General features: G+C 42.2%; 16 protein-coding genes. 7 read left to right on the forward strand and 9 right to left on the reverse strand.

Annotated features, from left to right (window positions below; translation table 11 throughout):
• Window positions 1–210: 210 nt before the first annotated feature.
• The 3 genes from FXV91_RS15540 to hisD all read right to left on the reverse strand — a co-directional run bounded on the left by FXV91_RS15540 (window position 211) and on the right by hisD (window position 2,940).
• On the reverse strand, window positions 211–618 hold the full coding sequence (locus FXV91_RS15540) for a DUF1699 family protein (RefSeq protein WP_229391592.1): 408 nt from the start codon (window positions 616–618) through the stop codon (window positions 211–213).
• A gap of 506 nt (window positions 619–1,124) precedes the next feature.
• Window positions 1,125–1,538, reverse strand: coding sequence for a DUF1699 family protein (locus FXV91_RS15545; protein ID WP_229391593.1), 414 nt, complete (start codon window positions 1,536–1,538; stop codon window positions 1,125–1,127).
• A gap of 100 nt (window positions 1,539–1,638) precedes the next feature.
• On the reverse strand, window positions 1,639–2,940 hold the full coding sequence (gene hisD / locus FXV91_RS15550) for a histidinol dehydrogenase (RefSeq protein ID WP_229391594.1): 1,302 nt from the start codon (window positions 2,938–2,940) through the stop codon (window positions 1,639–1,641).
• Between the two features lie 558 nt (window positions 2,941–3,498).
• Between hisD and FXV91_RS15555 the strand changes: the two genes are divergently transcribed.
• A complete protein-coding gene (locus FXV91_RS15555) occupies window positions 3,499–3,756 on the forward strand; it encodes a hypothetical protein (RefSeq protein ID WP_229391595.1) in 258 nt (85 codons plus the stop codon).
• Here the strand turns inward: FXV91_RS15555 and FXV91_RS15560 are convergent.
• Window positions 3,743–5,935 (reverse strand): ATP-dependent DNA helicase, encoded by a 2,193-nt coding sequence (locus tag FXV91_RS15560; RefSeq protein WP_229391596.1) that lies wholly within the window; start codon window positions 5,933–5,935, stop codon window positions 3,743–3,745. The two genes, FXV91_RS15555 and FXV91_RS15560, sit on opposite strands and share 14 nt — an antisense overlap.
• A gap of 304 nt (window positions 5,936–6,239) precedes the next feature.
• On the reverse strand, window positions 6,240–8,006 hold the full coding sequence (locus FXV91_RS15565) for a ribosome biogenesis/translation initiation ATPase RLI (protein ID WP_229391597.1): 1,767 nt from the start codon (window positions 8,004–8,006) through the stop codon (window positions 6,240–6,242).
• Window positions 8,007–8,294: 288 nt separating this feature from the next.
• Here FXV91_RS15565 and FXV91_RS15570 point away from each other — a divergent pair, with 288 nt between their 5' ends.
• Entirely contained in the window at window positions 8,295–8,435 is a 141-nt protein-coding gene (locus FXV91_RS15570; RefSeq protein ID WP_229391598.1) for a hypothetical protein, read from the forward strand.
• A gap of 147 nt (window positions 8,436–8,582) precedes the next feature.
• Here FXV91_RS15570 and FXV91_RS15575 read toward each other — a convergent pair whose 3' ends face one another.
• On the reverse strand, window positions 8,583–8,996 hold the full coding sequence (locus tag FXV91_RS15575; protein WP_229391599.1) for a hypothetical protein: 414 nt from the start codon (window positions 8,994–8,996) through the stop codon (window positions 8,583–8,585).
• A gap of 354 nt (window positions 8,997–9,350) precedes the next feature.
• Window positions 9,351–10,370, reverse strand: a complete 1,020-nt coding sequence (locus tag FXV91_RS15580; protein WP_229391600.1) for an MBL fold metallo-hydrolase — start codon at window positions 10,368–10,370, stop codon at window positions 9,351–9,353.
• Between the two features lie 398 nt (window positions 10,371–10,768).
• Here FXV91_RS15580 and FXV91_RS15585 point away from each other — a divergent pair, with 398 nt between their 5' ends.
• The 3 genes from FXV91_RS15585 to FXV91_RS15595 are packed head-to-tail and all read left to right on the forward strand — an operon-like array spanning window position 10,769 to window position 17,028.
• Window positions 10,769–12,499 carry a class I SAM-dependent DNA methyltransferase gene (locus FXV91_RS15585; protein WP_229391601.1) on the forward strand — a complete coding sequence of 577 codons (1,731 nt, stop codon included), beginning with the start codon at window positions 10,769–10,771 and terminating at the stop codon, window positions 12,497–12,499.
• A complete protein-coding gene (locus FXV91_RS15590) occupies window positions 12,492–13,859 on the forward strand; it encodes a restriction endonuclease subunit S (protein ID WP_229391602.1) in 1,368 nt (455 codons plus the stop codon). The genes FXV91_RS15585 and FXV91_RS15590 overlap by 8 nt, the downstream gene beginning before the upstream one ends.
• 10 nt (window positions 13,860–13,869) lie before the next feature.
• The gene (locus tag FXV91_RS15595) at window positions 13,870–17,028 is read left to right on the forward strand and encodes a type I restriction endonuclease subunit R (protein WP_229391603.1); all 3,159 of its coding nucleotides are present in this window, start codon (window positions 13,870–13,872) and stop codon (window positions 17,026–17,028) included.
• A gap of 171 nt (window positions 17,029–17,199) precedes the next feature.
• Here the strand turns inward: FXV91_RS15595 and FXV91_RS15600 are convergent, their stop codons facing one another.
• Together FXV91_RS15600 and FXV91_RS15605 are read right to left on the reverse strand one after the other, a co-directional pair.
• Window positions 17,200–17,376, reverse strand: a complete 177-nt coding sequence (locus FXV91_RS15600; RefSeq protein WP_229391604.1) for a hypothetical protein — start codon at window positions 17,374–17,376, stop codon at window positions 17,200–17,202.
• Window positions 17,377–17,460: 84 nt separating this feature from the next.
• Complete coding sequence (locus tag FXV91_RS15605) at window positions 17,461–17,709, reverse strand: hypothetical protein (RefSeq protein WP_229391605.1); 249 nt, start codon at window positions 17,707–17,709, stop codon at window positions 17,461–17,463.
• 862 nt (window positions 17,710–18,571) lie between these two features.
• On the opposite strand from FXV91_RS15605, the gene FXV91_RS15610 reads away from it, so the two are divergent.
• Both FXV91_RS15610 and FXV91_RS15615 read left to right on the forward strand, forming a co-directional pair.
• A complete protein-coding gene (locus FXV91_RS15610) occupies window positions 18,572–19,150 on the forward strand; it encodes a TetR/AcrR family transcriptional regulator (RefSeq protein ID WP_229391606.1) in 579 nt (192 codons plus the stop codon).
• A 143-nt stretch (window positions 19,151–19,293) separates the two neighbouring features.
• Complete coding sequence (locus FXV91_RS15615) at window positions 19,294–20,148, forward strand: DUF1638 domain-containing protein (protein WP_229391607.1); 855 nt, start codon at window positions 19,294–19,296, stop codon at window positions 20,146–20,148.
• The last annotated feature ends 7 nt before the right edge of the window (window positions 20,149–20,155 follow it).

Consider the following 20,155-nt stretch of genomic DNA (forward strand, 5'->3'; position numbering starts at 1 on the left):
AGGCTAAGCATAAAGGCTACGTTCAAAGGCTAAAAAATATAAATTAAAGAGAGAATAGAATAGGATAAGGGTGCTTTTCAGGCACCCTTTATATATAAGTAATTTTTTCCTTACTTTTTCCGTATTTTTTCTGCATTCTTTTCCGGATTTATTTTCCGGATTTATTTTCCGGATTTATTTTCCGGATTCCTTTTCCGAATTTCTTCTCCATTATTCAAACTGCTTCCTGTTCAGGATGTAAAGGATCATCGTCGGGTTGAGCTTGCTTTCTTTCGCCATTTTTTCTGCAATTTTTTCGCCTGGAATTCCCTCTGTTTTCATATTCTTTATTTTAGTCATTACTGAGGGAGGGACGGTATAATACTCGTTTATATCTTTTCTATGGCCCCATACATCTCCTTCAATCAGCTGGATTTTTTGCATCTCTAAAAACATCTCCATAGACTTTGAAATAGTCCTTTGATATGATTTAGGAAGCTGGACTATTTCGAGCTTAGGACAGGTTTCAACAAGCAGAAAAATATCTTTATTCGAAGGCCTGAATGCAAGGTGAATTACCTTTTCATTCGGGTTTAAAGAGAGAATTTCATCTCTGGAACTGACAACTCTTATTTTCATACCATTCCCCAGACCCTAGTTAAGTTCAAGTTAATAAAGTTCATTATACTGCAATATTTAAATATTTTTCTATGTTTCTCCGGGAGTTTTGTTCAGTTGAGTCAAAGAGATTTGAAAAAAAGATATATAGAAAAGTAAAATTAAAAGTCCATAGAGGAATAAACAAATTTCACACCGTCAGACTTAAAATCATTTTTCATATTGTTTTCATAAATATAAAAAATAAGTTATGTGTAAATTCAAGAGTTTCTTTAGAGATCGATCGTTAGAATATTCAGAGGTAAATTATTGGAAAAAGCGTAGAAATTAGAGAAAAATTTATCAAGGATGGAATTCCCAGACCGTAAACCCATCCAGAAATTAAGGTTTAAAATATATGAAAAACTTTTTAAGACCAGGTCTTAAAAAGTTGACTGCCCTCTTCAGTAAGACATCTTTCACGGGTACAGAACAAAAACCGATTTGCCCCGAAAAGTTGTGGTTGAAAGGGCAGGTAAGTCCATGCTTCAGGACAATTCCATACTTCTTTTACTGAGTATGTAAAGAATCATGTCAGAATTCAATTTACTTTCTCTTGAAAGCTTTTCTGCAATCACCTCATTGGAGAACCGGTCAGCTTTTAATTCCTGAATTTTCTCCAGGACATTCTGAGAGACATTGTAGTATTCGTTTATGTCCTTCCGGTGACCCCATACATCCCCTTCAAGGAGATTTATCTTCTGCATTTCCAGGAACATCTCTATTGACTTTGAAACAGTCCTTCTGTAAGATTTAGGAAGCTGTATAGCTTCTATTTTAGGACATGTTTCAGCAAGCATGAATACATCCCTGTTAGACGGCCTGAAAGCAAGGTGGATAACCTTCTCATTCGGGTTCAGGGTAGGAATCTCCTCCCGTGAACTAACTACTCTGATTTTCATATTAATCCCCACTCCTTATTAGAATCAAATTTTTATTTATTTAAAAATCAAATTTTGTTTATGCACTTACATTTTATATACATATCGATTAGCAGAAATATTATTTAGAGGGTCTGTACCCGAAACGAGTTCTAATAGCGTCAGCATGTGCCTGCAGACCTTCTTCCTCAGCTAATGAGATTACAGTTTCTTTCAGACTTTCAAGCCCACTCTTGCTGATTTTCTGGATACTCGAATACTTCAGGAAGTGATTAATATTCAGACCTGAATAAATCCTGGCATATCCCGCAGTGGGAAGCACATGATTGGTACCGGAGGCGTAGTCTCCAACCGGAACAGGAGCATAGTTCCCTATAAAAATAGATCCGGCATTTTTAATTCTGTCAAGCACGAAATCGGAGTCTTCAATCATAATTTCCAGGTGCTCAGGAGCGAATTTATTGCTGAAGTCAATACCCTGCTCAAGAGAGTCTGCAGTCAGGACTGCTGCATTTTCAAGAGAAGCTTTCACAATCTCACTTCTTGCAGTACTTTCAGCCTGAACAAGTACCTCCCGTTTAACAGCCTCTGCAAAAGTCTCTGAAGTTGTCACAAGCACCGAAACTGCACTCGGATCGTGTTCTGCCTGGGCTATGATATCTGAGGCAGCCATTACAGCATCTGCAGAATCGTCTGCTAAAATAAGAACTTCACTCGGACCTGCGGGGAAATCAATCTCGGCAACATCCCTTACCTGCATTTTGGCAGATGTCACAAAAACGTTTCCAGGACCTACAATTTTGTCCACCTTCGGGACAGTTTCGGTTCCGTACGCCATTGCTCCTATTGCCTGAACACCTCCAAGTTTGAAAACCTTCCCTGCCCCTGCAACTTTCGCAGCAGCAAGCGTAAGAGGGTGTACGGAGCCGTCAGCTCTCGGAGGAGTGCATACGATAACCTGCTCGACTCCTGCAACCCTTGCAGGGATTACCGTCATCAGCACTGTTGAAGGATAGGAAGCCCTGCCTCCTGGAGAGTAGGCACCTACACTTTCGAGCGGTGTTGCCTTCTGACCCAGGACAACTCCGGGCTGAAGTTCCATAAACCAGGTGGTTTCAGGCATCTGGGCTTTATGAAAAGCCATGATATTTGCAGCTGCAATTTTAAGGTGCCTCAGGAGTTCAGGACCGACCCCTGAAATGGCTTCTTTAAACTCTTCCTCACTTACCTCAAAATCGGCAAGCTCAACTTTATCAAACTTCTTTGTGTACTCTCTGAGTGCTGCATCTCCATTCATGCGCACATCAGAAAGTACGGAGGAAACGGTTTCTCCAACATCTGCAAGCCCGGACCCCCGGGAAATTAATTTCTGCATTTCAGCTTCCGAAACATCAGACAACTTTTTGAATAACATTGTGACCATCTCTGAAATTACCTGGTAAAACCTGATATAAACTAATCCCGGTAAGTTTGGAATAAGCCTGGTATAAATTAATAGAATTTGATATAATTTGATATAATTTGATATAATCCGATATAATCCGATATAATCTGCTCTCATTAAATCCCTGATCTCATTTAATATTTTACCTCAGGCTCCAGGCATAAAAGAACAGAAAAATAAGAAATGACCATAAATTTATCTGACCCGTACAACCTTATTAGCTATTCCGTGTCGTTTTTGTCACGCTCGACGAAGGAGAGCAGCCTTTCCCACGATAAAAAAGAGAAAAAGAAAATAGGTGGATAGTAACTCACTTTTGCTTTTATTGCTCATTATGGCTCTTCCAAGCTTTTCGTTCTACTTTTTCTTCTTTTAACTTTTATCCTTCAAGTTCTTTCTGCTTCTCTCTACTTCTTCCTTCTTTTTTAGAAGGGCCTCCAGACAGGCTGACGTAGGCTCTTATATTTAGCTATGAATTGAAAACCGGTTTCGGAGCAAAAGGTAAATATTACCTCAAGCCAGAGCACTTTTTTTAATATGTTATCCTTCGTAATTGCGGTACTGATTTACGGCTCTTTTTTTCTTGTCTTATATGCCGGCCTTTGCCCTGTGCGGTGCAGGGAGAGAAAACCAAAAGATGTCTTTCTGTATTCCAGGACAGATAAAACAAATAATTCAGAACCGCGAAGAATTGAAAATAAAAAAGGAAAGATTAAAAGATCAATAATCTTAAGGGAGAGATCAATAGTCTTAAGAGGAAGATCAATAGTCATGAGGGAGATCAATAATCACTGATTGTCCTCTGCCCTTCCAGAGAACTTTTTTCAAGGGGCTCAGTATCAAAGGCTTCAGGCACTCCCACTCTTTTTCCGATCTGCTTGAAGATCCTTTCAGCAATTTTGGGTCCTACAAGAGCAGCTATCTGTTCAAGGGAAGCCCCTGCAAGTTCTGCTGTGGATTTAAAGCCTGCCTCATAAAGTTTCCTTGCCCTTACACGCCCGATGCTCCTGATATCGAGTAAATCCATCAGTTCAGGACCTGCCCCGTAGTGGATCCGCTTTTCAAGTTCTGCAGCTTCTTTTGCCCCTTTCAGGTCAAGGAGTCTGGCAAGCTGGGTGGTCACGTGCATGATCCACTCGGCAATGTCTGCAGTTGCATGGATATCCCCTTCCCCTGTACCGAATTTTAAGCAGAGCTCATTTTCAGGCTTCTCATGGATCCAGTCCATAAGCAGGAGAGAGGTTTTTACCTCGCTCAGGAACCACTCGTATTCGACAATATTGAAGGGGCTTGGGACCTTTGAGAACTCTCCTGCGTGCGCCATTACGTAATCATTGACTTCCTGGTAGTCCTGGCTCCGCATATACATAAGGCGCATATCAGGAGTGCTGCAGACCAGGTGCAGCAGGGTAAGTTCGGTTAGGGTTCCGGCTTCTCTTAAGCCCTTTGCAATAAGGGCTGCGGAGAGAGGGTCAATGTAAAGCCGTGAGACAAGTTTTCCGAAAACCGTAGAAATAAGGACATCATGATCCTTTTCAAGCATTCCTTCTTGCCTCAAGAAATTAAGGCATTCGTCAACGACTGTGGAGATCCCGAAATTTGAGTACTGGAACGCGAAAAAAGTAGCCTCCAGAAAATCCATAAGCTCTTCCTTTGTCCGGGCAAATCCGTTCGAGATCGTTGAAAGCACGTGCGTCCTGAGGGCATTTTCTGTCCCGAGCTTGGACCAGATATCTTCAGCTCCGGCTTCAATATATTTCTCAAATAGGAAAACCAATTCCTCATAGGACTTTGCAAGCAGTACAGCTTCCCCGTAGGGGTCAAGCCTCGGCCTTCCGGCTCTTCCTGCCATCTGCTTATATTCGAGTACCGGAATTGGCTGCATGCCTGCTTCAGAAGAATATCGCCTATAACTCCTTATAACCACACGCCTGGCAGGCAGGTTCAGCCCTGCTGCAAGAGTTGGGGTACTTGAGATAAGCTTTATATGCCCCTCTCGAAAGCCGGATTCTACAAGTTCCCTTAAAGGCGAGGTAAGGCCTGCGTGGTGAAATGCAGTCCCTGAACGGACGCAGGTTGCAAGAACTGATGAGGTATCGGTTTCACTGTCTTCCAGGATCTCGTCTGCAATGCCTGCAAGAGCTTCCCTGTCTTCTGCGGAAAGAGTCTTTTTTACTGCAGAAGCAGCTTTCTTTGCAAAACCCATACAGTTTTTCCTGCTGCTTTCAAAAACAAGGCACTGACCGCCTTCCTTTATGGTATCAAGCACAAGGTTTATAGCTTCGTCTTTTGTGGGCTGCTCAACAGGCTTTTCCCTGTCCCTGCAGAAAAAAGTCCCGTTAAAAAGCACCCCTTCCATAAGTTCTGTGGGCCTCCATTCGCTTACCACAAGTTCGGCATCAAGCCAGGCAGCAAGCTCATCGGCATTCCCTACTGTTGCCGAAAGTGCGAGGATCTGACAGGAAGGGTTCATTTTCCTGAGCTTTGCAAGGGTAATCTCAAGGGTTGGTCCCCTGTCCGCAGAATCTATAAGATGGACTTCGTCTGCCACAACAACAGAGATCTCCTGCATCCAGGTAGTCTCGTTCCTGAGCAGGGAATCCGTTTTTTCCGACGTAGCTACAATGATATCATTTATCCCGAGCCCTTCGTCCCGCCGGTCGTAGTCCCCTGTTGAGATCCCGACCCTTAAGCCCAGTTCGGAGAACTCCTGAAACCGCCTGAACTTTTCGGAAGCCAGAGCTCTCAGAGGCACTATATAGAGTGCCTTTCCTCCTGCAAGCACGGACTTTAACATCGCAAGCTCTGCAAGCAGAGTCTTTCCCGAAGCCGTAGGGATTGCAGCAAGAAGATTTTTTCCTTCAAGCAGGCCCTTTTCAACGGCCTCTGCCTGGGGGGGATAAAGTTCAAGAATCCCGGAGTTTTCATAAAAACGCTTTATTTCATCGGGCAGGTCGAGACTTTCTATCTTCATTGAAAACCAGAAACTCACACATAAGATAAAAAACTATTTTGAAATCGCGATACAACTGCTAAAAACTAATCCTGCAAAAAAGTTGAGGCTCTCTTTTAAGGAACCCCTGAGTTTTTCATAATTTCGATGGAAAATTTAGAAAAACTCAGGCTTTTGCAGGGTTAGTCATTTGCTTAATCAGTCATTTGCTTAATCAGTCATTTGCTTAATCAGTCATTTGCTTAATCAGTCATTTGCTTAATCAGTCATTTGCTTAATCAGTCATTTGCTCAATCAGTCATTTGCTTAATCAGTCTTTTGGAAATTAGTCCTTAGCAGAATAGTAATAGTTTCCGCTATCCTTCTGTTCCCTATCAAGCCTTGAGTCGAGGTTGTTTACGCGGGGACGCCTGGTCTCTTCATCCCTGCGGAAGGTGATGCCGAGATTTTTCAGGAACCTGTTCATGCCGCTTTCCATGCTGAACGGGCCATGTGCTTCACCGTAGATTGAGGGCTTGCCTTCAAAAACCATGAGTCTCTGGCTGAGCAGATCTATCATGTAGATATCGTGGTCAACAACCATGGCCGTTTTCTGGTTGTTTTCGGCAAAACGGTTTATGACTCTGGTGACCATGGAACGCTGCTCCACATCGAGGTGGGCACTTGGCTCGTCCAGGATATAGAGATCTGCTTCCTGGGAAAGGCAGGCAGCAATTGCCACTCTCTGCAGTTCTCCGCCACTAAGGTCAGTGATCAGGCTGTCATAGATCTTCTCAAGCTGGAGAGGGTTTGAGATCTCAACCTCATAGTAACTGGTCCCGAACCGCTTTGTGATTCCCCTTAAAAAGTCCTGTACACTCACAGGGGTGTCTGCTTTGATGTACTGGGGCTTATAGGAGATTTTGACCTCGATCCCAGGGTTCCCTTCGTCTGGCTTTATTTCTCCTGCCAGGACTTTTACGAAAGTCGATTTTCCTATCCCGTTAGGACCTACTATCCCGAGCACCTCGCCTTCACGCAGGTTTCCGCCTGTTGCCTTGAGGGAGAAACCGTCCCCGAACTTCTTTGAAAAGCCATTGAAGGGAATCATGGACTTAAACTGTGTGTCCTCCTTTGGGGGATGGACTTCGAACCTGATGGCTTCAGGCCTGATCCTTATATTTTCTTCAGGGAGGTAACCTTTCAGGTACTGGTTGATACCGACACGCACACTTTTCGGAAGAGTTACCACACCAAAACCTGCAGGTTCACCGTAGGCTATGTGAATTACATCCGTGAGCATATCAAGGACTGCCAGATCATGCTCGACCACAAGCACTGCCCTGTCTTTTGAAATTTCCTGAACAAGGCGGGCTACGTTAATCCTCTGGTAGATATCGAGGTAAGGGCTTATTTCGTCAAAGAAATAAAACTGGGCATCCCTTGCCGCACAGGCAGCAATTGCAACTCTTTGCAGTTCCCCACCACTCAATTCCGTGATTTTCCTGTCTACCACACCTTTCAGGTCAAGGTAATCGACAAGCTCATCAAGAACTCCTCTTTCATCGGTTTTCTCAAGCAGTTCCGAGGTCTTGCCTTTGAAAGCTTTGGGGATAAGGTCAACGTACTGCGGCTTCTGGGAAACCTTTACCTTTCCGTCAATAACGGCTTTGAAATAGTCGTGAAGTGCCGTGCCTGAATAATGTTCGAGTACCGTATCCCAGTCTCCTTTTCCCTGCCCGAAATTAGGGACAAGGGCTCCTGAAAGGATCTGGACTGAAGTACTCTTCCCTATCCCGTTCGGTCCCAGGATACCGGTTACCTTACCTGTTCTCGGCACAGGGAGCCCGAAAAGTGCAAAACCGTTTGGCCCGTACCTGTGAGTGGGTTCCTGCAGGGCTTCAGGAAGCCCTATGATCATGATAGCATCAAAAGGACACTTATTAATGCAGATCCCGCAGCCCACACAGAGTTCTTCGGAGATGACCGGCTTTCCGTCGGCCTCAAAAACAATGGTCTCGTCTCCTGTCCTGACTCTGGGACAGTATTTTTCGCACTCCTTGCTGCACCTTCTGGGCTGGCACCTATCTTTGTTAAGTATAGCTATTCTCATATTAGTCCCCGAAAATTACGTTTTTTTGATTGGTTAAATTGTAAACGAATTTAGTAATATGGGCTATTCATGTAAATTCAGTTTGTGGATTTATTCATGTAAACCTGGTTGTATGAGTTCAGTAATGTGATATGGTTACCTGATTTCAGTTTTTGGAGTTATTTTGTTATTCAAGCACGATACTGAGATGCCTTCGACATTAAAGCAGACAAGCATCAAATATTCTACACTCGCTTTCGTCTAATTGTTTCAATAACTCAATAATCACACAAATCAGTAACGATAATTATGATCGAAGTTATAATGCATATAAATTATAACGCATATAAAGCAATCAAGCACATACAGCAGTTATCGGTTATGAAATACCCGCTCTGGTATATGAACCGTTGGAATGCCGCAGGCATGAAGGTTGTATGCGTGAAATGATATCATTGGTAAAGAGTATAATTGAAATGAAGATAAACTGAAATGAAGATAAACTAAAACGAAGATAAAAAACGATAGCAAAAGAGCCCGGGTAAAAGGCCTTCTTTTTTGGGAAAAGCCTTTTTTGAAGCCCAGGAAAAGAACTTTTTAATTCAAGAGCAGTGTCCAGGTCACAAGGAAAAAGTCCACAATTATGAACTCGACAAAAAGCCAGTCTTTGGCTTTGAATTCCTTGGTACTTATCTTAAGCGCGGGATAAATAAGCTTCTGGAGATAATATGTGATTCCAATAACGATCATTAGTATGACGTACCAGATCCTGTCTTCGCCTGCCCCATACTGGCTGAACATTACAACTCCGGCGATTATCCCAAGTATTGAAGCAACAATTGTTTTTATAATGCCTTCTCTGTGAGCTTTCTGCTTTTCTTCAGGGGTCTTTTGCTTGATAAAGCTCTTTTTTTCGGGAGCCTCAACATTTGCTGCAGCACTTTCTACAGAAGCCTCTGTAACTTTTGCGGGTTCCTTTCTGGATTTTGACTTAGGGGTTTGTTTACTCAACCTGCATTCTCTCCTGAACGATGATTATCTTTCCTGGGGAATATATAATTAAAAGCTTAAGATGATTAAAAATGGGATTATAGATTTCAATGATCATATTTGATTTGGTAATACTGGTTAAATTAGAATTTAGTTAAATTAGAGTTAAATTTGACCTTGTATATTTAAAATATAAGGCTGGAACTTAACTTATTAGACAAGATTATTAGACAAGATTATTAGACAAGATTATCAAACTGGAATCTGAAGTTTGAATTGAAACATATCAGACCGGAGTTATTAAATTAAAGTACCAGATTTAAATCATCATATTTAAATTTTTAGAATTAAATTATTAGGACTGATTTAAAGGGTTTAAATAAATTCATTGCTTAAAACATTGCCTATCTGATCTATAGATATCGAATCGATTCCTATTGAATTTAAATGTTTTGAAAATTTTGAGGGTCTGTGCCCTCCAGGGTGGTAGACAAGAGTGACTTCAGGGTTGAGTTTTCGGACCATATCCTCGAGCCCGCACGCATCAAGGTGGTCACTTATCTTAATAATTGGATAGGGATAATCTGCACGGCAGCTCAGAACGTACTTTTTCACATTCCACGGAAGCTTGTTAAGGTCCCAGGGAGCCACCACAAAAACATCATCCTCATTCCCGGAATCAAGCCCTGCAAGTTCTCCTGCATCTTCAAGCATGCTCCGCGTAAGTGCCCTTGTCCGTGCCTCCATACGGATTGCGCCGTCGTACCCGAAGCCTCTCATTAATTCAACCGCACGCTGGGCTTTTCCGAACTCATATGCCCCGAATGCAACAGGACCGCTCTCAAAAAGGGCGCATTTCATGCTTTCAAGATCATCCGCAAAATGACAGGAGGGGTCTTCAGGGTCCCCGTAATTAGCTTCAGTAATAAGAACATCGCAGGGAGGAAGCTTGCTTGCATCCTTGACATCCCCTGTGACCAGGATTCTTGTCCCGACATCATTTTCCCAGTAAAAAGAAGCCGCTCCGACAGTGTGCTCAGTAGGATAGGTCTTTACCGTGACTCCCTCAATGTCAATTTCATCTCCGAGCCTGCACATGTTTCCCACATATTTTTTATCATGCCTGATTTCAAGAGCAGTTGCAGTTTTTTCCGTACAAACTGCCCTGGGGGAGAGCATAGCCGATTTTCCGTGATGGTCGGAATGAGCATGAGTAATAAGATAGGCATCAGGTTGGGGCTGTTTTCCCGGAGTCCGGGTAGTATCAATGGAAAAGGTACGTAAATCTCCCTCATTGCCTCTGAAACGGAGTGAGACATGGGGTTTAAAGGTTCCTCGGGAGTTACGCTGCCTGAGCGCCAGCACACCAAGGTCAATTAGTTTTTTAGAAATCACGCCAATCCTTGAGGAGATTACACTTAAGGTATTTAAGTTTAGGTAAAACGAATAAACTTGTAATTACACTACTTTCTATAAAAAATAAAAGATAGTATATAAAATTTGGACGCTGCTGATTGAGCAGAGTTAGATAAATTTTAGCAAATGTTTTATATCAAAATCCATATTTTGAATTGCAAGGTTTATTAAATTATACGATTTTTAAGTCAGGTCATACAACGGTCAAGATACAAAATTTGGAGTGGAATTCAGCAAGTTTAAAGCGCTGAAAAACACGAACTTTAAGGGCCGAAGTGCCATTTATGGCTAATATCTCTACTTATAAATGTTGATAAACTAATTACTGCACTGTTTACTCAAATTGATTCACAATTCAATAACGGAAGGCATTAATAATGACTGATATTGAACAGGAATTTTTAAATGATCTAGATCACCAGCTCTGGAGGGCCGCCGATAAACTGCGCTCTAACCTGGATGCCGCCAATTACAAACATGTGGTGTTAGGGCTTATTTTCCTTAAATACGTGTCCGATGCCTTCGAAGAGCGTCAGCAAGAACTTACTGAGCTATTTCAAAAGGACGATGACGACAATATCTATTATCTACCCCGCGAAGATTATGACAGCGATGAAGCTTACCAGCAAGCCATAGCAGACGAGCTGGAAATTGGTGACTACTACACCGAAAAAAATGTCTTCTGGGTACCCAAAACTGCCCGCTGGAACAATTTGCGAGATGTAATAACTCTCCCTACTGGCAGCGTTGTCTGGCAAGATGAACAGGATGAAGGCGTTAAACTGAGATCCGTGTCATGGCTTATTGATAATGCATTCGACGATATCGAAAAAGCCAACCCAAAACTCAAAGGCATTCTCAACCGCATCAGCCAATACCAGCTGGATGCGGACAAGCTTATTGGCCTGATCAATGAATTTAGCCTTACCAGTTTTAATAACCCCGAGTATAACGGCGAAAAGCTTAACCTTAAGTCCAAAGATATTCTCGGCCATGTTTACGAATACTTTTTGGGTCAATTTGCTCTTGCAGAAGGTAAACAGGGAGGCCAGTATTACACACCTAAATCCATCGTTACCCTGATCGTGGAAATGCTGGAACCCTATAAAGGCCGTGTGTACGACCCAGCCATGGGCAGCGGTGGTTTTTTTGTTTCCAGTGACAAATTCATTGAAAACCATGCCAATGTAAAACATTACAATGCTTCCGAACAGAAAAAACAAATCTCGGTGTATGGGCAGGAATCAAACCCCACCACCTGGAAGCTCGCTGCCATGAACATGGTCATCCGTGGCATTGATTTTAATTTCGGCAAAAAGAACGCTGACTCCTTTTTAGACGATCAACATCCCGACTTGCGTGCCGACTTTGTAATGACCAACCCGCCCTTTAATATGAAGGATTGGTGGCATGAAAAGCTGGCCGACGATGCACGCTGGACCATTAATACAAACGGCCAAAAACACATTCTTACCCCGCCTACAGGTAACGCCAACTTTGCATGGATGTTGCATATGCTGTACCACCTGGCTCCCACAGGCAGCATGGCGCTTTTATTGGCCAACGGTTCCATGAGCAGTAACACCAACAATGAAGGGGAGATTCGCAAGACTCTCGTTGAGCAAGACCTGGTGGAATGTATGGTGGCGCTACCGGGACAACTATTTACCAACACCCAAATTCCCGCATGTATATGGTTTTTAACCAAGGATAAAAGTGCTAAGAACGGCAAGCGTGACCGCCACGGCCAGGTGCTGTTTATCGATGCCCGTAACCTGGGTTATATGAAAGACCGTGTAATGCGAGATTTTAAAGATGAAGATATTCAGCAAATCGCAAACACATTCCATAATTGGCAAAAAGAATGGTCAGAAGAAAATAACCAAGCTGGCTTTAGTTTTTCGGCAGATTTAGCGGCTATTAAAAAGCACGATTTTGTACTAACTCCTGGACGCTATGTGGGCGCAAAATCTGAGGAAGACGATGGAACCTCATTTGCTGACAAGGTAGTCATGCTCACCAGCCAATTGAAAGCACAGTTTGAAGAGAGTGACAAGTTGCAAGATCAGATTAAACAGAGCATGGCAGGGTTGGGTTTCAATGTCTGATTCTATTTATGAAGCTTGTTTAGCAGATGTTGTTGAATTTATTGTCGATAATAGGGGGCGCACTGCACCGACAGAAGAACATGGTATACCGTTAATAGCAACCAACTGTGTCAGTAACGAACACCTATATCCCTTAAAAGAGAGATTAAGGTACGTTTCTCAGGAAACATATGAGAGTTGGTTTAGGTCACACCCAATCCCTGGCGATATTTTACTAACGAATAAAGGTAGCCAAAATGGTGCCATATGCCTTGTTCCAGATCCAGTCGATTTTTGTATAGCTCAAGACATGGTGGCTTTAAGAGCTGATCATAATAAAATATATCCTTTATATTTGTTTGCTGTATTGCGTTCAAAGCTTGTTCAAAATAGAATTAAAGAACTGAATGTTGACGCTGTTATACCGCACTTTAAGAAAACGGATTTTAACAAGCTCTATTTTCCTTTACTGGGAGAGAAAGAACAAAAGTTCATCGGTGATTTGTATTTTAAACTATCACACAAAATAGAACTCAACCATCAAATAAATCAAACACTCGAAGAAATAGCTCAAACCATTTTTAAGAGTTGGTTTGTAAATTTCGACCCTGTCAAAGCCAAAATATCTGCCATTGAAGCAGGTGAAGATGCCGAGGGTGTAATTCGCGCCGCCATGAGTACCATCTCTGGCAAGACCAATGAAGAGTTAGACCAATTACAGGCCGAGCAGCCAGAACACTACACACAACTCAAAACCACCGCCGAACTCTTTCCCGCCGCCATGCAGGATTCGGAATTGGGGGAGATTCCAGAGGGGTGGGTTGTTTCAAATTTTGGAGAAGTGTCTGCATGCTTTGACAAAAATCGGATACCACTTTCGAAAAGACAGAGAGAGCAAAAAAAAGGCTCGATTCCATATTATGGTGCTACGTCCATAATGGATCATGTAGATAAACATATATTTGACGGTATTTACCTTTTGCTTGGTGAAGATGGTTCAGTTCTGAAAGATGACGGTTCACCATTTATTCAATATATTTGGGGAAAATCCTGGGTAAATAACCATGCTCATGTGTTGCAAGGGACAAATGGTGTATCTACTGAGCATCTGATGCTGTTTATGCAAGATCAGAATATAACTGCTTATGTAACAGGTGCAGTTCAGTTGAAGTTGAACCAAAAGAATATGAATAGCATTCCGTTTATTAATGCTGGCAAATCTATTAATGACGCCTTTTATGCCTCGATAGCTCCATTGTATGCTTATAAGAGAAATGCTGAGGAAGAGATTAAAAGTTTAAGTAATACTCGTGACACTTTGCTCCCCAAACTCCTCTCCGGTGAAATATCTGTTGAAGCCGCCGAGTTCGCGGAGGAATAGGGGTTAAACTATGAATGAAGACCAACTAGAACAACTCTGTCTCGAATGGTTCCGAGATAACAAATGGGAAGTGGAGTATGGTCCTGACATTGCCCCTGATTCAAACAGACCCGAACGCAGAGATTACCGCGAGGTAATTTTAAAGCGTTATCTACAAGAATCGCTGGAGGAAATTAATCCCCATCTCCCCTTTAATGCCATTGAGCAAGCCATATCCCTTGTTTTAAAATCTGAAAGTTTGGATTTGATAACCAATAATCGCGCCTTTCACCGCTTGTTATTGGAAGGTGTACCGGTTGAATATCGTAAAGATGACAAGACGATTCACGACCGCGCTTTTTTAATCGACTTTGAAAACATTGCTAATAACACTTTTTTGGCAGTAAATCAGTTCACAATTAAGGGAATAAAACGACCGCGCCGCCTTGATGTTGTCTGTTTTATTAATGGCTTGCCCATTGCAGTTTTAGAGCTTAAAAGTCCTGACGATGAGAACGTTGATATCTGGGATGCCTTTAATCAGCTGCAAACCTACAAAGATGAGATCAGCGACCTTTTTGTGTTTAATGAAGCATTGATTGTGAGTGATGGTTATAACGCCCGTATTGGTGCGCTAACGGCGAACCAGGAACGCTTTTCACCCTGGCGTGCTGTCAAGAATGAAGATGATAAGCCACTGCTGGAATGGCAGCTGGAAACCCTGGTGCGGGGTTTTTTCGACCGCGAGATGTTGCTTGATTACATCCGCTTTTTTGTGCTTTTTGAAAACGACGGTGGAGCAATCATTAAAAAAATTGCCGGTTATCACCAGTTCCATGCAGTCCGAGAAGCGGTAAAAGCCACAATCATTGCTGCACAGGAGCCGAAAGGTGTGGCAGAAAAGCGCGCAAAATATGGGGATGAGGTGGTGCCCGGCAGCAAAAAGGCTGGTGTGGTGTGGCATACCCAGGGTTCGGGCAAGAGTATTTCTATGTGTTGTTATGCCGGGAAGTTGTTGCAGCAACCAGAGATGAATAACCCGACCCTGTTAGTGGTAACGGATCGCAACGACCTGGACGGCCAGCTGTTCCAAACATTCTCCAACGCCCAGGAGCTGTTTAAGCAAACACCGGTGCAAGCCAATGATCGAGATGAACTGCGCCAGTTGCTCTCTGAGCGAGAATCGGGCGGCATTATTTTTACCACAGTACAAAAGTTCTCACCTTTAGATGGCGAAGATGTCCACCCAATCTTAAACGGCCGCCATAATATTGTGGTTATTTCCGATGAGGCACACCGCAGCCAGTATGGCCATAAAGGCCGCTTTGTAAAAGTGAAAGATAAAGACGGCAATGTTACAGGTAACAGGCTGGTATTCGGCTTTTCCCAATACATGCGTGATGCCTTGCCCAATGCTTCTTTCATTGGTTTTACAGGTACACCGATTGCCCTTGAAGACAAAGACACACGCTCGGTATTTGGGGATTATGTTTCTATTTACGATATTCAAGATGCTGTCGATGATGGTGCAACCGTACCTATATATTACGAGTCTCGCCTGGCCAAGCTCGATTTAAATCATGCCGAAATCGAAGCTTTGTCTGCTCAAGTTGAAGACATCGTGGAAGACGAAGAAGACGCATCTAACCGCGAGAAAACTAAAGGGGAATGGAGCCGCTTAGAAAAACTGGTCGGGGCTGAACCGCGCATTCGGCAAGTAGCTGCCGATCTGGTGGAACATTTTGAAGCACGCACGGAGTCGATAGACGGCAAAGCCATGATTGTGGCCATGAGCCGTGAGATTTGCGTGCATTTATATGACGCCATTGTAGAATTGCGCCCTGATTGGCATGATAATGACCCCAACAAAGGCGCGATTAAAATTGTGATGACCGGCTCGGCATCCGATCGTGAGTTGTTACAGCCACATATCTACAACAAGCAGACCAAAAAAAGATTGGAAAAGCGTTTTAAAGATAATAACGATCCTCTCAAGCTGGTGATCGTGCGGGATATGTGGCTCACAGGTTTTGATGTGCCCTGCTGTCATACCATGTATATCGACAAACCGATGAAAGGCCACAACCTGATGCAGGCCATTGCACGCGTAAACCGGGTATTTAAAAACAAACCAGGTGGCCTGGTAGTGGATTACATCGGCATTGCAAATGAATTAAAGCAAGCACTGAAAACCTATACCGATGCCAAAGGGAGAGGCGAGCCCACTCTACGCGCCGAAGAAGCGTTTTCGGTCTTGCTGGAAAAAATGGATGTCGTACACGGGCTTTTCCATGGTTTTGATTACAGTGACTTTGCAGACCAATCTTACAAACTGCTGGTGCCAGCATCGAACCATATATTGGGGCTTGATGACGGTAAAAAACGCTTTTTAGATGCAGTGCTGGCGATTAACAAAGCATATTCATTGTGCGGCACCCTGGATGAAGCAAAAGAACTACGTGCCGAAATCGCTTTTTTTTCGGCCATTAAAGCCGCCATCAGTAAATTCACATACGTCGATAAAAAGCGCACTCAGGAAGAGATAAACTCAGCTCTCAAGCAGATTCTGGATAATGCCGTGATTGCCGAAGGTGTTGTCGATGTGTTCAAGCTGGCCGGGTTAGAGAAGCCTAATATTGGCCTGCTGTCTGATGAGTTTTTGGAAGACGTTCGGCAGATGCCCTACCGTAATCTGGCAGTGGAGCTGCTGGAAAAATTGCTGAAAGACAACATAAAATCGAAAACCAGTAATAACGTAGTGCAGGAGAAGAAGTACAGCGATCGTTTGGAGGAAACCCTGCGTAAGTACAACAACCGTGCCATTGAAACCGCCCAGGTGATTGAAGAACTGATTCAAATGGCTAAAGAGTTTCAAGAAGCACTCAAACGCAATGATGAACTTGGCCTCCAACCGGATGAAGTGGCTTTTTATGACGCCTTAGCGAATAACGAAAGTGCAGTTCGTGAGTTAGGTGATGAAATCCTCAAAAAGATTGCTGTAGAAATTACCGAGAAACTGCGTAAATCCACCACGGTAGACTGGCAGGTGCGCGATAGTGTAAGAGCTAGATTACGCATTCTTGTCCGCCGTACGTTGCAGCGCTACAAGTATCCGCCGGATAAGGCCGCAGATGCCATTGAATTAGTACTGAAACAAGCTGAAGCACTTTCAAATTCGTGGACAAATTAATGAATACTGAAAATGGTAATAACGGCTACTTAGAACCTATCCGAAAAGTCAGAATACACGTTGAAAAGCTATAACAGGCTTATAATGTCTAAGTATCTACTCCATGTGTATATCCCTTACCGTAAATGTTACAATGAGTCAAACATTTTTTGGATAGGCTCTTAACCCACCCTAAAAAAATGAAGAGCCATCTTCTTTGTTTATATCCCCAATATACTCACGGTATATTACGTACTTGCCATTTGCTTTCTTTATGCATCTAACCCCAAGTCCACTCTTCTTCAACATCGCTTTTCTCTTCTCGGCATCGGGTTTATCAAGTCCAAAATAACTGAGTTCATCGAGCATATAGGTTTTACCGTTAAAGTTCCTAAAAGTTTTATGCATAGCGACACCGAAGCTATATATTTTTTGAATGGAGAGTAAAGGCTGTCACTTACTTTCTTTAACCTGATATACAATCTCGCTTCCATCTTCCCCTGTTTTCTGAATACCGTCACTACTTATTATGTAATCATCAGTTTCAGAAATGTCAGAAGCGTGATCTTGTATTTCTTTAATTGCCTCACCAATTGTAATAGGTTCATTTGTACTATTTGGTATCTGGATCAGTGTATCTAGTCCTTTTTTCGTGATTAATGCAAGTTTTTTCAGTGCTTCGATTAGAGTCATTTCTGTCATGGTTTTTATTCCTCCTCCCTGAAGTTCTTTTCTTATTCTACATATAATATAGTTTCATTGGTCATCGGTTAAGATATTTTATCACCTTTGTGCTATCGATTTTATAGCAGAAATTGGCCTCAAATTTTAACATATTTGCCTGAAATCGATATCCGGTTCCAGTTCAAACACCTTTTAAATTTTGGAAATTTATCCTGGGAATGGATACAATCTATCATGATTCCTTACTTAGAGCCTATCCGAAAAGTGGTTACCTGCTATAACTTTTACAATATGCAATATGCAAAACCGGAACGGATACTCTGACATTATAGACCTATTGTGACTTTTCAACATGCATTACTGACTTTTCGGATAGGCTCTTAACCGAAGACGCATGAATATAGTTTAGGTCTCTTCTTCTATGTCTTTTATCTTCACAATTTCTTTTATGATATCATTACACTTAAGATTAGCACAAGAGTGACCTATCTTTTTCCAGTTATTCCCTTTCTTTCTTCCAGATGTCTCTAAGACTCTTTACCACACTTAGGATATACTATTGTATGTTTCGTACCACCATGTCCCTGTTGATATCTTTCACCTACTTTAGAGCCTATCCGAAAAGTGGTTACCTGCTATAACTTTTACAATATGCAATATGCAAAACCGGAATGGATACTCTGATATTATAGATCTATTGTGACTTTTCAACATGCATTACTGACTTTTCGGATAGGCTCTTAACCACGACAAAACAAAACATTCCTATAGCCTTCTCTTTAACTGAACATAATGAGTTATTGTAAATATTCAGCTCGAGAAACTAACATTTATATGATAGGACATCCTTTTTTACTTACTAGTAAGTAAGTGTGCTGTTATGAAAGAGATGAACAAGACCAATCAACAGATACTACATTACACAGGGAACTTTTTGCAGTGCCGGGGTTACAATGGATTCAGCTATAGCGACATTTCCCGGAAACTGGGCATAAAGAATGCAGCAATTCATCATTACTATCCCCAGAAAGAAGACCTGGTTGCGACTTTTCTGGAGGTCAGCAGACATAAATTTGCTGCAAATATTGCTCAAGTAGCGGAATCCGGAGGTTCAGCCCGTGAGCAGCTCCAATATTATTTTGATTACGCCCTGAAAGAATTTGATGAAGGCAAAAGTATCTGCCCGCCAGGTTCGGTAATGCTTGATTTTGAAGAGCTTCCGGAAAAGGTAAAAAAGCAGCACCTTCTGTTGCTGGATGAAATCCTGACCTGGCTTTCCAGAGTCCTGAAAACCGGCCTGGAGCAGGGCGAACTCAATTTCTCTGATCCTGTGGATGTACGTGCGGATGCAATATTTGAAACCTTGCTGGGTGCCAGACAGTTATCCAGCATAAAGGGAAGAAAAACGCTTGTCAGGTCAATTTCTCTAATAAAATCGGATCTTGGATGGAGAGACTAATTTTTATGGAGAACTGATTTTATAGATGACTGATTTTATGGATGACTGATTTTATGGATGACTGATTTTTTCCGAACCACCACTTACTTATATGTAAGTAAGTAGAATCTTTTAATATATTGATTTTATAGAGGAGAAATTTGATGCCTGTTATGAGTATTATTTCATGCAAGATAATGCAGGATGAGATCGTCTGGATTCTTGAAAATGACTCTTCGGTCGATGAGGTCATTGTAGTTGAAAATGAAAACATCCGGGAATTCTCAGGAAAACTAAATAAAGTAAACCTTCAGCACAAAATACTCCCCATTGAGAATATCCCCTTGCTTTCTGAGAGAAATAATGAATCTGATGAAAACAATGAACGTGCTAAAATCAGTGAACGCGATAAATATACAGTTCTGATCTACCTGATGGAACTGGGTCTGCACAAAAACCCAAAAGAGCTGAAAAACAAGGTATACAAGACCGTAGAGATCCTCAAGCCATTTTCGTCCGGGATTCTGGTTTTTTATGGCTTATGTGGAAACGTGCTTGGAAATATCGAAAAAGACTTCGAAGGAAATTCATTCGCGTGCCCGGTTCATATCCTTAAAGACGGGAAGCATAGAATAGTGGATGACTGCATAGGAGCGACTGTAGGAGGAACGGATAACTATCTGAGATTACTCAAAAGTGTCAGTGATGCTGGAACTTATCTTTTTACACCCATGTACAGTAAGGGCTGGAGAGAATTGATTGAACTGGATAAACTGCACAAAGACCCGGCTAAAGCATTGAAAATGATGAAAAAAACCCATGAAATGATTGGATATAAAAGGGTTGCAAAAATTAATACCGGGCTTGGGTATACTGAAAATTTCGATGACGCTATAAGAGAATTTGCAGAATTGTTTGATTTTGAAATATTAGAATTTAATAATGGCAACCAGGAAGTTTTCGAAGATTGTTATGGGAAAATGAAAGTGGAAATCGAGAATGGTGGAAGCGTAAATTAAAAATAAT

Origin of the sequence: Methanosarcina sp. DH2, from assembly GCF_020804225.1 — an archaeon.
GTDB lineage: Archaea > Halobacteriota > Methanosarcinia > Methanosarcinales > Methanosarcinaceae > Methanosarcina.